Annotated in this window: 12 protein-coding genes; 9 read left to right on the top strand and 3 right to left on the bottom strand. The window is 55.9% G+C overall.

Features of this window, described 5'->3' with window-relative positions:
• Position 1 precedes the first annotated feature (1 nt).
• From ABD796_RS12230 to glnA, 3 genes are all read left to right on the top strand, one after another.
• Positions 2-1255 carry a methionine gamma-lyase family protein gene (locus ABD796_RS12230; RefSeq protein WP_344908046.1) on the top strand — a complete coding sequence of 418 codons (1254 nt, stop codon included), beginning with the start codon at positions 2-4 and terminating at the stop codon, positions 1253-1255.
• Positions 1256-1402: 147 nt separating this feature from the next.
• A complete protein-coding gene (locus tag ABD796_RS12225; RefSeq protein ID WP_344908043.1) occupies positions 1403-1819 on the top strand; it encodes a MerR family transcriptional regulator in 417 nt (138 codons plus the stop codon).
• A 14-nt stretch (positions 1820-1833) separates the two neighbouring features.
• A complete protein-coding gene (glnA, locus tag ABD796_RS12220; RefSeq protein ID WP_344908040.1) occupies positions 1834-3171 on the top strand; it encodes a type I glutamate--ammonia ligase in 1338 nt (445 codons plus the stop codon).
• A gap of 335 nt (positions 3172-3506) precedes the next feature.
• Here the strand turns inward: glnA and ABD796_RS12215 are convergent, their stop codons facing one another.
• Both ABD796_RS12215 and lexA read right to left on the bottom strand, forming a co-directional pair.
• Entirely contained in the window at positions 3507-3689 is a 183-nt protein-coding gene (locus tag ABD796_RS12215; protein WP_344908970.1) for a hypothetical protein, read from the bottom strand.
• Positions 3690-3827: 138 nt separating this feature from the next.
• The gene (gene lexA / locus ABD796_RS12210; RefSeq protein WP_344908037.1) at positions 3828-4448 is read right to left on the bottom strand and encodes a transcriptional repressor LexA; all 621 of its coding nucleotides are present in this window, start codon (positions 4446-4448) and stop codon (positions 3828-3830) included.
• A 187-nt stretch (positions 4449-4635) separates the two neighbouring features.
• Between lexA and ABD796_RS12205 the strand changes: the two genes are divergently transcribed.
• From ABD796_RS12205 to ABD796_RS12190, 4 genes are all read left to right on the top strand, one after another.
• Positions 4636-5055: a LysM peptidoglycan-binding domain-containing protein gene (locus tag ABD796_RS12205; protein ID WP_344908034.1), complete on the top strand. Its 420-nt coding sequence runs from the start codon at positions 4636-4638 to the stop codon at positions 5053-5055.
• 139 nt (positions 5056-5194) lie between these two features.
• Positions 5195-5401, top strand: coding sequence for a DUF896 domain-containing protein (locus ABD796_RS12200; RefSeq protein WP_344908032.1), 207 nt, complete (start codon positions 5195-5197; stop codon positions 5399-5401).
• 14 nt (positions 5402-5415) lie between these two features.
• The gene (locus ABD796_RS12195) at positions 5416-5928 is read left to right on the top strand and encodes a hypothetical protein (RefSeq protein ID WP_344908029.1); all 513 of its coding nucleotides are present in this window, start codon (positions 5416-5418) and stop codon (positions 5926-5928) included.
• A gap of 25 nt (positions 5929-5953) precedes the next feature.
• Positions 5954-6745, top strand: a complete 792-nt coding sequence (locus tag ABD796_RS12190; protein WP_344908027.1) for an HAD family hydrolase — start codon at positions 5954-5956, stop codon at positions 6743-6745.
• 84 nt (positions 6746-6829) lie between these two features.
• On the opposite strand, the gene ABD796_RS12185 is transcribed toward ABD796_RS12190, so the two are convergent.
• Positions 6830-7372: a 1,2-dihydroxy-3-keto-5-methylthiopentene dioxygenase gene (locus ABD796_RS12185; protein WP_344908024.1), complete on the bottom strand. Its 543-nt coding sequence runs from the start codon at positions 7370-7372 to the stop codon at positions 6830-6832.
• A gap of 206 nt (positions 7373-7578) precedes the next feature.
• On the opposite strand from ABD796_RS12185, the gene metH reads away from it, so the two are divergent.
• Together metH and rnz are read left to right on the top strand one after the other, a co-directional pair.
• Complete coding sequence (metH, locus tag ABD796_RS12180; RefSeq protein WP_344908021.1) at positions 7579-11019, top strand: methionine synthase; 3441 nt, start codon at positions 7579-7581, stop codon at positions 11017-11019.
• Between the two features lie 18 nt (positions 11020-11037).
• Complete coding sequence (gene rnz / locus ABD796_RS12175; RefSeq protein WP_344908018.1) at positions 11038-11958, top strand: ribonuclease Z; 921 nt, start codon at positions 11038-11040, stop codon at positions 11956-11958.
• Positions 11959-11974 lie beyond the last annotated feature (16 nt).

Raw genomic sequence — 11974 nt, 5'->3', positions numbered from 1 at the left:
GATGATCGTACCGGAGAAGATCGCCCGGCTTATGGAATTGGCGGAGGCTCAGGCGGAGCCGAAGCTGAGAGAAATCGACCAACGGGTGGACCGCAATCAATGGAAGGTTATAGAAGCCTTCCAGAAATACAAAGTAAGCGACTATCATTTCGCCGGATCGACCGGCTACGGGTACAACGATCGCGGCCGGGAAGTGCTCGATCTGGTGTATGCCCAAGTGTTTGGGGCGGAGGCCGGACTTGTCCGGCCGCATTTCGCCTCCGGCACCCATACGATCGGCACCGCCCTGTTCGGCGTGCTCCGTCCGGGCGATCTGCTGCTGTACATAACAGGCAAGCCTTACGATACGCTGCATAAAGTGATCGGGAAGCCGGGAGACGGACTGGGCTCTCTGCAGGACTGGGGAGTTCGCTACGGCGAGCTGGCGCTGGCCGAGGACGGTATGCCGGACTGGGACGCTTTAAAGGACAAGCTTCTTAGCGACCCTCCCAAGGTCGTCGGCATTCAGCGTTCGCGCGGCTACGATTGGCGGCCCTCGTATTCGGTGGGTCAAATTGACGAAATGGTCCGCTTCGTGAAGGCTCTTTCGCCGCAGACGATCGTATTCGTCGACAACTGCTACGGGGAATTTACGGAGGAGAAGGAGCCGACCGAGGTCGGCGTCGATCTGATGGCCGGCTCGCTCATTAAAAACCCCGGCGGTGGACTGGCGCCGACAGGGGGCTACATCGTAGGCCGACGCGAGCTGGTCGAGCTGGCCGCTTACCGACATACGGCGCCGGGGATCGGCGGCGAGGTCGGGGCGATGCTAGGCACGACGCGAAACATTTTTCAAGGCTTGTTCCTGGCCCCCCATCTTGTCGGACAAGCGCTCAAAGGGAGCGTCTTCGCCGCGGCGCTTTTCGAGCAGCTTGGTTTTGAAACGAGTCCGCGCTGGAACGACGAGCGGACCGATCTGATTCAAGCAATCCGGTTTACCGGCGCCGAGCATTTGATCGCATTCGTGCAAGGCATTCAGAAGGCGGCTGCGGTCGATTCCCACGTCGTGCCCGAGCCATGGGACATGCCGGGATACGAGCATCCGGTCATTATGGCCGCCGGCACGTTCATTCAAGGGGGCAGCCTGGAGCTGTCAGCCGATGCGCCGATTCGTTCCCCGTATATCGCTTACATGCAAGGTGGGCTTACTTACGCTCATGTGAAGTGGGGGGTCATCAAGGCTTTGTCGAATATGATCGACAAAGAGCTTCTGTAAGTGAATCAGGGGATAGGCGCATTCAACCGTGAAGTCCGAGCTCAGAAGATAATTGCGATTTTCCTGTAATTAAACCTAACATGCATTGACATGTTTGTGTCCGATATGTACAATTAAGTTATCCTCTACATGTTGGAGTGGTGTAAAGTGAGCGATGAAATCCGCCGTAATATGGCATTGTTCTCCATCGGCTCGGTCATGAAGCTGACTGATCTGACCGCCCGGCAAATCCGTTATTACGAACAGCATGAATTGATCGTCCCGGCGCGAACCGATGGCAATCAACGGTTGTTTTCGTTTAACGATGTGGAACGGCTGCTTCAGATCAAGGCACTGATCGAGAAGGGCGTCAACATTGCCGGCATCAAGCAAGTGCTTAATCCCGTATCCAAAGACTCCGAGGACGCGACGGTTATTACCGACCAGTCCGGAGTGAAGCGCAAGGAGCTGGACGACGCGCAGCTGCACAAGATGCTTAAGCGCGAGCTGTTGACCGGCAATCGCCGGGGTAAAGTATCCCTTATTCAAGGCGAGCTTTCGCGGTTTTTAAATCATAAGTCATAAGGAGGAGTTGTACGATGACTCAATCGAACTACACGAAGGAAGACATTTTGCGAATTGCCAAAGAGGAAAATGTCCGCTTTATTCGGCTGCAATTTACCGACCTGCTCGGCACGATCAAAAACGTGGAAATTCCGCTCAGCCAGCTGGAAAAAGCGCTTGATAACAAGATGATGTTCGATGGCTCCTCTATTGAAGGCTATGTGCGCATCGAAGAATCGGACATGTATTTGTACCCGGATCTGGCCACCTGGGTCATCTTCCCTTGGGTTGCCGAGGATCGCGTAGCCCGTCTGATCTGTGATATCTATTTGCCGGACGGCCGTCCGTTCCCTGGCGATCCGCGCGGCATTCTGAAGCGGGCGTTGAAGGAAGCGGAGGATATGGGCTATACGGCCATGAACGTTGGTCCGGAGCCGGAATTTTTCCTGTTCAAGACCGACGAGAAGGGTAATCCGACAACGGAGCTGAACGACCAAGGCGGTTACTTCGACTTGGCGCCTACCGATCTCGGCGAGAACTGTCGCCGCGAAATCGTGTTGACTCTGGAGGAGATGGGCTTTGAAATCGAAGCCTCCCATCACGAAGTTGCTCCGGGCCAGCACGAAATCGATTTTAAGTATGCGGACGCCATCAAGGCGGCCGACCAGATTCAGACGTTCAAGCTCGTCGTGAAGACGATCGCCAGACAGCACGGCCTGCATGCAACCTTCATGCCTAAGCCGCTGTTCGGCGTCAACGGCTCGGGCATGCACTGCCATCAATCGCTGTTCCAGGGCAGCACGAATTCATTTTTCGACGACAGCGACAAGCTCGGATTGAGCGAAACGGCCCGCCATTATATGGCAGGGGTGCTCAAGCATGCCCGCGCGTTCGCAGCGATCACAAACCCGACCGTCAATTCGTACAAACGGCTTGTTCCCGGCTATGAAGCCCCGTGCTACGTAGCATGGTCGGCGAGCAATCGCAGTCCGATGATCCGGATACCGGCTTCCCGCGGCTTAAGCACCCGCGTAGAGGTGCGCAACCCCGATCCGGCGGCCAACCCTTACCTGGCGCTTGCGGTTATGCTGAAGGCCGGCTTGGACGGCATTCAGAACAAAACGGTGCTGCCGGCCCCGGTCGACCGCAATATCTATGTCATGACCGAAGAAGAGCGGGAAGATCAAGGCATTCCGAGCTTGCCGGCCGATCTTCGCGAAGCGCTGATCGAGCTGCTGAGCGACGAAGTGATCTGCGACGCCCTCGGCGAGCACGCGCTTTCTCACTTCGTAGAGCTTAAGGAAATCGAGTGGGACATGTACCGCACCCAGATTCACGCTTGGGAACGCGATCAGTACATGACGTTGTACTAAGAGCGGAAACCTTTATCGCATAAGCAATAGCGGGGGGATCCTTTTGGGGCATGCTACCGCATTCAAGACCTGTCGCAGGTGGGGCCCCTGAATGCCACCACCATTGTTCCTTTCGAATCGCGAGACTCGAACTAAATTAAGCAGCCCTTGAAAAAAGTGCCTCCACGCTACGGAGGCGCTTTTTTTCACTTGGACGAGGCAGACATGATCGCTTCGACGTCGTAAATTCGTAATACCGTAACCAAAGGAAGGCTATTTCTGGCTAACATTTTGTGCTGCGAACGATAGGGCTCCTATCCGTATAGGGCATTCGTCCAAACCATTTCGATTTTCGCTCATACTATGTGATTGTAGTTAAAAAGAAGGTAGGTGACAAAATGTCTGATGTTGGTGGATTCGGCGGCGGCTTCAGCTGCGGAGGCGGCGGGCTGTGGACGAGTACGGGCGTTATCCTTGTTCTCTTCATCCTTCTGGTAATCATTTCGAGAGCGTTTATTTAATCGCAGCCCGCTGTACATCAGTACCCCCTGCCATGCTTATGGCAGGGGATTTTTTAGTTGGAAAGAGTCCGCGGTGTTGTGGGAACGAACCCGCAGGCTTCCATCCATATAAAAACAGCCCTCCCGATTCGATGCGGAGGGCTGCTTGCTGTTGTCTCAATGAATATCGCGGAACAGGCCGATCACTTTGCCGAGAATGGTGACGTTACGAAGCCGGATCGGGTCCATGGCCGGGTTTTCCGGCTGGAGCCGGATATGGTCGCGTTCCCGGTAGAACGTCTTCACGGTCGCTTCGTCGTCCTCGGTCATCGCCACGACGATATCTCCGTTGTTCGCGGTCGGCTGCTGCTTGACAATGACGTAATCGTTATGGTGAATGCCGGCATCGATCATGCTTTCTCCGACAACCCGCAGCATGAAGACGTTATGATCGCCTACGAAGTGGCTGGGAAGCGGGAAATATTCCTCGATGTTCTCGGTTGCCGTAATCGGCACCCCGGCGGTAACTTTCCCGATGAGCGGGACGCGCGCGATAGAGAAAGAGAAGGCGGACAACGAATCGTCATGTCCCAATATCTCGATCGCCCGGGGCTTCGTCGGGTCCCTACGAATGAGCCCTTTCCTTTCCAGACGGTCCAGATGGCCGTGAACCGTGGAGCTGGACGCAAGCCCTACGGCTTCGCCGATTTCCCGCACGGAAGGGGGATAGCCTTTATCGCGCACTTCGTTCTTAATAAAATCGAGTATCGCTTGTTGGCGATTGGAAACCTTGCTCACGATCATCACTCCAATACGGACATGTTATATTGGGTAAATTATACCACAGAACCGGAGTTCGTACAAACATAAGTTCGATTTTTCCCGATAAAATACGAACATGCGAACGCTTGTTCGAAAATCATTGACGCGAATATACGTTCGTGTTAATCTGATACCAGAACAAGTGTTTGGGGAGGTAATTCCAATGTCCAACTCTTTTATGTACATTCCAAGCGATTTCCATCGCAGCACTCATACAGCCGCCGGCTCCGCGGCGGGCCGGTCTCGTACCGTTTCCCGTCCGTCTTCGAACCGTTTCGAAGCTGTCCGGGCGGTCGTCGTCCGCCTCAAGGTGCGACTGCTGGCGGCCGCCGCAGCGCTTCTGTTGTGCGTCGGCATTGCCGCCGTGCTTTCCGCCGTGATCGGCGACGGCGAAGTGCAGGCTGGGGCTATTCGAACGTACGAACATGTCGTCGTTCAGCCTGGCGACTCCTTATGGTCGATTGCGGAGGGCCGCGCCAAGAAGAGCGAGGATATACGCGTTTATATCGAAAAGCTGAAGAAGGTTAACGGCTTGTCCTCGTCTGCCGTTCGCGCCGGCCAGGTGCTGCAGCTGCCTCAATAAACGGATATTTCTCCATCCTATCGAAGGCAATCGATTCCCGCCCGGACACGCTCCGGGCTTTTGCGCGTTTGCTCCGCTTTCCTTGACAATCGGCTCGGAACCATGCAAAGTAGAAGTAACCGACACAAGGAGGCCGAACATGATTACCGAACAAATGATTGCCCGCATCAACGAGCTTGCCAAAAAGGCGAACACCGTCGGCTTGACGGACGAAGAGCTGGAAGAACGCAACGAATTGCGCAAGCGGTATATCGATGCGTTCAAAACGTCGCTCCGGGCGCAGCTTGATTCGATCGAATTCGTGGACGGCGACCAAGGGGCCGGCCCTGATAAAAAGCCTCATTAGAACGGAGGAGCCGCATGTCCCGAAAATGGGAACGCATGGTGCAAAAAAACAGCAAGGATATTAACAGCCGCCGGAAGAAAACCGGTCATACACCGATATCGGTGTCGGCACAGGAGCAAATGGATGTCTACAAGGGAAGAAGCTGGTTTTTGCCCGCTCTGCTTGTAGCCTGTTCGCTCTTCTTCGCAATCGTCTCGGTCATGCTGTACGAATCGCAGTCGTTGTACTGGATTACCGTACTCGGCTACATGGTGCTGGGGGTCATGTACTTCTTGCGCAGACCGTATATCAAGATCGGCAAGCAAAAGCTCGCCACCCGGCGCATGGGCATGGATAAAGTGTTCGGAGCCGATGAGATCGAATCGATCTCGGTGCAGAGCGGGAGCGTGGCGATTCAGCTGAAAGGAAAACGGACGCGCTGGGTATTGTCCAAGTTTCAGAGCTTGTACGACATACCGGCTATTGCTGCGCGGCTGAAGAAGTTCGCCGAACATAACGGAATCGCTTATAAAGAAGAAGCGGCTTAATGGGGATAAAGGGGAGAAACGGTTCATGGCTATTCAGGCAATCCTGTTCGATTTGGACGACACGCTGCTGTGGGACGACCGCAGTGTAAAAGAAGCGTTTCAGGCGACCTGCGCCGCCGCCGCCGAGCGGTATGAAGGACTCGATCCGGCCTTGCTGGAGGAAGCCGTACGTAGGGAAGCGCGCGCGCTGTACGAATCGTACGAGACGTTTCCGTTTACGAAGCAGATCGGCATCAATCCGTTCGAAGGGCTGTGGGCCCGGTTTAGCCAAGGCGAGCAGGAGGAATTCCGCAAGCTGGAGAAGCTGGCGCCTGGCTACCGCAAAGCGTCTTGGGCGAGAGGGCTCAAGGCGCTCGGGGTAGACGACGAGGAGCTTGGATTTCAGCTCGGAGAGCGATTCGGGGCGGAGCGCCGAGCGCGGCCGATCGTCTATGAAGAAACGTTCGAGGTGCTGAACGATTTGAAAGGGAAGGTCCAGCTGTTGCTGCTGACGAACGGCTCGCCGGATTTGCAGCGGGAGAAGCTGGACGGGGTTCCGGAGCTTGCCGGCTATTTCGACCATATCGTGATTTCCGGTTCGTTCGGCCAAGGGAAACCGGCGGCTTCCATCTTCCATCATGCCATGGAGCTGCTCGGCATCTCGCCGGACCAAGGCTTGATGGTCGGAGACAAGCTGACCACGGACATCCTGGGCGCGAACGGAGTCGGCATGAAGTCGGTATGGATCAACCGTCACGGCGTATCCCGTTCGGACGAGATCGTACCCGCCACGGAAATTGTCAGCTTGCGTCAAATCCGCGGACTCGCCGGTTTATAGCACAAACGGCTCTACACAAAAGCCCGACGCTTTCCTGAGGAAAGCGCCGGGCTCGTTTCGTGCCAGTAGCGTACAATATGAAAATCAGGCTTTTTGGAACGCGGGGTCGTCGTACGGATGCGCGATCCAGCCTTCGGTTTCGATAAAGAGGCGGACGGCGACGATTTTGCGGTTTTCCATCAGCGTGAAGAAGTGGGCTTTGTTCTCGGGAACGGAGATGACGTCTCCCGCCTCCAGCTCGACATCGAAATATCCGACGTCCTCGCTGCCTTTAATGATAAAGATGCCTTTGCCCGCCGTAATGGCGCGCACTTCGTCCTCCGTATGGGTGTGCACCTGCTCGAATTTCTTCAGCAGCTCGTTCAGGTTCGGGGTGGCGTCGGACAAAGCGATCAAATCCCACGTTTTGTAACCGCGGCGGCCGGCGAGATCGCGAATTTCGGCATCGAACGTGTTCAAAATTTGCTGTTTTTCCTCGTCGGACAACACAAACTTCTCCTGCAGTTCGGCAGGAAGCTTGGTCGGGTTCCAGTGCTCGTAAAGCACCTCTTGGTTTTCCAAAAACGACTTGACGTTGTCTTCGCCTTGAATGCGTTCGTTCGTATTGCGGATGCGAATTTCAGCCATAGCGCTCCCTCTCCTCTTTCCGTAAAGGAATAATTGCTTATTAATAGGTATTATATTCGAAAAAGCAACAGGTGTCGATGGATCGGTCTAAATAAATTATTAAATTCCGATAAGAAAACTAGAAAATGTCGCTCTTTCGAAAAGCGGTGTATTCTGGTAGACTAAAGTGCAGACGTAGAGAAGGCAATCGCTAAGGGGTGGACCTCATGCAAAAAACAGCTTTGGCCAAAAGGCTTAAAGAGAAAATATTGATTTTGGACGGAGCTATGGGCACGATGCTCCAGCAGGAAAATTTGACGGCAGACGATTTCGGCGGGGAGGAGCTGGACGGCTGCAACGAGATATTGGCCGTAACCCGGCCGGATGTGTTGACCAAAATCCACGAGGCTTATTTGGAAGCCGGAGCGGACATCTTGGAGACGAATACGTTCGGCTCGACGAGCGTCGTACTGGCCGAATACGATATTCCCGAAAGGGCCTGGGAGCTCAATGTGGCCGCCGCCCGGCTGGCCGTGGAGGCCGCCGCCAAATTTTCGACGCCGGAATGGCCCCGCTATGTGGCCGGAGCGATGGGACCGACTACGAAGACATTGTCCGTAACCGGCGGGGTGACGTTCGACGACTTGGTGGAGAGCTACTACGATCAGGCTGTCGCTTTGATCGAAGCGGGCGTGGACGCGCTGCTGCTCGAAACGTCCCAGGACACGCTCAATGTCAAAGCCGGAAGCATCGGCATTCGCAACGCTTACGAGAAGACTGGCATTACTTTGCCGATTATGATATCTGGTACGATCGAGCCAATGGGCACGACGCTGGCCGGTCAAAATATCGAATCGTTCTACATTTCCCTGGAGCATTTGAAGCCGGTATCCATCGGCCTGAACTGCGCCACCGGTCCGGAATTCATGAAGGACCATATCCGCACGCTGTCTGGACTGGCAGGCATGGCCGTAAGCTGTTATCCGAATGCGGGCCTTCCCGACGAGAACGGCCATTATCACGAATCGCCGGCGTCGCTTGCCAAGAAACTGGCCGGTTTTGCGGAGCAGGGCTGGCTCAATATCGCCGGCGGCTGCTGCGGCACGACGCCGGACCATATTCGGGCGATCGCCGAGACGATGAGCGAGTTCCCGCCGCGGGCCATGGACGGCACGCACCCGTCGGCCGTTTCCGGTATCGAGACGGTCTATATTGAGGCGGAAAACCGCCCCTACATGGTCGGGGAACGGACGAACATCTCCGGTTCGCTGAAGTTCAAACGCTTGATCAAAGAAGGCAAGTTCGAGGAAGGCTCGGAAATCGCCAGAGCGCAAGTGAAGAACGGGGCGCACGTCATCGATATCAACTTGCAGGACACCGATGTCGACGAGGCTTATGCGATGGAGCAGTTTTTGCAGCAAGTGGTCAAAAAGGTCAAAGCGCCGCTCATGATCGACTCGACTTACGATCATATTATCGAGCTCGGGCTCAAATATTCGCAGGGCAAAGCAATCATTAACTCCATTAATCTTGAGGACGGCGAGACGAAGTTCCAAAGCATCCTCCCGCTTATTCATCGTTACGGCGCGTCGGTCGTCATGATCCTGATCGACGAGCGGGGCCAGGCCGTATCGCGGGAGGCGAAGATGGAAGTCGCGGATCGCGCTTACGAGCTGCTGACCCGCCAATACGGCATGGATCCGCAGGATATTATTTTCGACCCCAACATGTTCCCGATCGGCTCGGGCGATCCCCAGTATATCGGTTCTGCGGTGGAAACGATCGAAGGCATCCGCATGATCAAGGAAAAATATCCGGAATGCAAAACGATTCTTGGCTTGAGCAACATTTCCTTCGGTCTGCCGCCGGCCGGCCGGGAAGTGCTGAACTCGGTTTATTTGTACCACTGCACGAAGGTCGGTCTTGATTATGCGATCGTCAATACCGAGAAGCTTCAGCGCTACGCCTCGATTTCCGACGAGGAGAAGCAGCTTGCCGAAGCGCTCATCTACAATACGAACGACGAGACGCTGGCGGAGTTTGTCGCTTTTTTCCGCGAGAAGAAGGTCGAGAAGAAGGAGAAAATCTCCAATCTGTCGCTCGAGGAAAGACTCGGCTCCTACGTCGTGGAAGGCACGAAGGAAGGGCTGATTCCCGATCTGGAGATTGCGCTCCAGAAATATGCGCCGCTCGAAATCATCAACGGACCGCTGATGAAAGGGATGGAGGAAGTCGGCCGGTTGTTCAACAACAACGAGCTGATCGTCGCCGAGGTGCTGCAAAGCGCGGAAGTAATGAAAGCTTCCGTCGGTTATCTGGAGCAGTTTATGGAACGTGCGGAAAGCGCCGTGAAGGGGAAAATCCTGCTTGCCACGGTCAAGGGCGACGTGCATGACATCGGTAAAAACTTGGTGGAAATCATCCTGTCGAACAACGGCTACCAGATTATCAATCTGGGCATCAAGGTGCCTCCGGAGCAACTGATCGAGGCATACCGCAAAGAAAAGCCGGATGCCATCGGCTTGTCCGGACTGCTCGTCAAATCGGCGCAGCAGATGGTCATCACCGCGCAGGACTTGAAAGCCGCCGGCATCGAGGTGCCGATTCTGGTTGGAGGCGCAGCTCTGACGCGGAAGTTTACGAAGACGCGGATCGCCCCTGAATACGACGGCGTCGTGCTTTATGCGAAGGATGCCATGGACGGACTCGACATCGCCAACAAGCTGAGCGATACGGAGCAGCGCCAGAAGCTCATTCAGGAGCTGCGCGACAGTATGGAATCGGTCGTCATGGAAGCGGGCAAGGGCTCGGAAGAAATCAAGCTGACCCGCGCGGCCAAATCGTCGGTCTCGCAGGACAACCCGGTATATATTCCGCCGGATTTGGATAGACATGTGTTAAAGAACTATCCGATTGATCATATTTATCCGTATGTGAATATGCGTACGCTGCTCGGACATCACCTCGGCTTGCGCGGCAACGTCGACAAGCTGCTGGAGGAGAAAGATCCGAAGGCGCTGCAATTGAAAGAAACGATCGACGAGCTGTTCGGCGAAGCGCGCACGCAGGGCTTGATCCAGGCGAACGGCATGTACCGCTTCTTCCCGGCGCAGTCGGACGGCAACGATATTCTGATCTACGATCCGGCGAATACGTCGGAGGTCCTGCACCGGTTCTCGTTCCCGCGGCAGGAAGTCGAGCCGTTCCTCTGTTTGGCCGATTTCGTCAAATCGGTATCGAGCGGCACGATGGACTATATCGGTTTCCTCGTCGTAACGGCCGGTCAAGGCATACGCGCCAAAGCCGAGGAGATGAAGGACAAAGGCGACTACTTGCGCTCGCATGCGCTGCAATCGTTCGCCATCGAGCTGGCGGAAGGGTTCGCCGAGCGGATGCATCATATGATGCGCGACATGTGGGGCTTCCCGGACTCGCCGGATTTGACGATGCAGCAGCGGTGGGGAGCCCGGTATCAGGGCATTCGCGTGTCGTTCGGTTATCCGGCTTGTCCGAATTTGGAAGACCAGGAACCGCTGTTCCGGCTGATGAAGCCCGAGGATATCGGCGTGGAGCTGACCGAAGGGTTCATGATGGAGCCGGAAGCATCGGTTTCGGCAATGGTGTTTGCGCATCCGGAGGCGCGTTACTTTAATGTAGACAAAGCGTAATCCGGCGAAAGGAGCAGCATGGAGCTTTATTTTCTCGGAACGGGGGCGGGCATGCCCTCGAAGGAACGAAACGTAACCGCCATCGCCCTGACGCTGTACGACGAGCGCGGTACGATGTGGCTGTTCGACTGCGGGGAAGGGACCCAGCATCAGATGCTGCGCTCCCCCCTGAAGGCGAGTAGACTTGAGCATATTTATATAACGCATCTGCACGGCGATCATATTTATGGGCTTCCGGGCCTGTTGACCAGCCGTTCGAACCAGGGAGGGACGAGTCCGCTCGTCCTGTTCGGCCCGCCCGGTTTGGAAGCGCTGCTGGAGCCGGTGCTCCGGCTTAGCCAAGCGCATCTGTCGTATGAGCTGATCTACCGCGAGGTGAGCGAAGGGCCGGTGTTCGAGGACGACCGGTTCGAGGTCCTATGCGCCAAGCTGGACCACCGGATCGACAGCTACGGCTACCGGATCGTGGAGAAGGACAAGGCGGGCAAACTCGACGCGGGCAAGCTGAAGGCGCTCGGCATCCCGCCGGGTCCGCTGTTTGGACGTATCAAGCAGGGAGAGACGGTCACGCTGTCCGACGGCACCGTCGTCGACGGCAAGGCGTTCATCGGCCCGCCGATCGCGGGTCACAAGGTCGTCATTCTCGGCGATACGCGCAAATGCGAATCCGCCGTGGCATTAGCGGCGGACGCCGACGTGCTGGTGCACGAAGCGACCTTCGACGGCTCCTTGAACGATCTGGCCCAGGCTTATTACCACTCGACCGCACTGGACGCCGCCCGGACGGCCCGGCAAGCCGGGGCCAAAGCGCTCATCATGACGCATATTAGCTCACGCTATCAGGAGGAAGAGACGCGGCTTTTGCTGGAAGAAGCCCGCACTGAGTTCGAACAGGCTTGGATCGCGAAGGATCATTGGAGCTTCCCGATCAGGCCCTGATAGGCCGGTACATAAG

Origin of the sequence: Paenibacillus hodogayensis (assembly GCF_039536325.1) — a bacterium.
Taxonomy (GTDB): Bacteria; Bacillota; Bacilli; order Paenibacillales; family NBRC-103111; genus Paenibacillus_AB; species Paenibacillus_AB hodogayensis.
Note: the sequence above shows the minus strand (reverse complement) of the source record. Positions and strands in the feature narration are given on the sequence as shown.

What these genes read in the sequence shown, in the direction of transcription:
- ABD796_RS12230 (WP_344908046.1), top strand. Translation starts at nt 2, where the DNA reads ATGATCGTACCGGAGAAGATCGCCCGGCTTATGGAATTGGCGGAGGCT.
- glnA (WP_344908040.1), top strand. Translation starts at nt 1,834, where the DNA reads ATGACTCAATCGAACTACACGAAGGAAGACATTTTGCGAATTGCCAAA.
- ABD796_RS12215 (WP_344908970.1), bottom strand. Translation starts at nt 3,689, where the DNA reads ATGTACAGCGGGCTGCGATTAAATAAACGCTCTCGAAATGATTACCAG.
- ABD796_RS12205 (WP_344908034.1), top strand. Translation starts at nt 4,636, where the DNA reads ATGTCCAACTCTTTTATGTACATTCCAAGCGATTTCCATCGCAGCACT.
- ABD796_RS12200 (WP_344908032.1), top strand. Translation starts at nt 5,195, where the DNA reads ATGATTACCGAACAAATGATTGCCCGCATCAACGAGCTTGCCAAAAAG.
- ABD796_RS12195 (WP_344908029.1), top strand. Translation starts at nt 5,416, where the DNA reads ATGTCCCGAAAATGGGAACGCATGGTGCAAAAAAACAGCAAGGATATT.
- ABD796_RS12190 (WP_344908027.1), top strand. Translation starts at nt 5,954, where the DNA reads ATGGCTATTCAGGCAATCCTGTTCGATTTGGACGACACGCTGCTGTGG.
- ABD796_RS12185 (WP_344908024.1), bottom strand. Translation starts at nt 7,372, where the DNA reads ATGGCTGAAATTCGCATCCGCAATACGAACGAACGCATTCAAGGCGAA.
- metH (WP_344908021.1), top strand. Translation starts at nt 7,579, where the DNA reads ATGCAAAAAACAGCTTTGGCCAAAAGGCTTAAAGAGAAAATATTGATT.
- rnz (WP_344908018.1), top strand. Translation starts at nt 11,038, where the DNA reads ATGGAGCTTTATTTTCTCGGAACGGGGGCGGGCATGCCCTCGAAGGAA.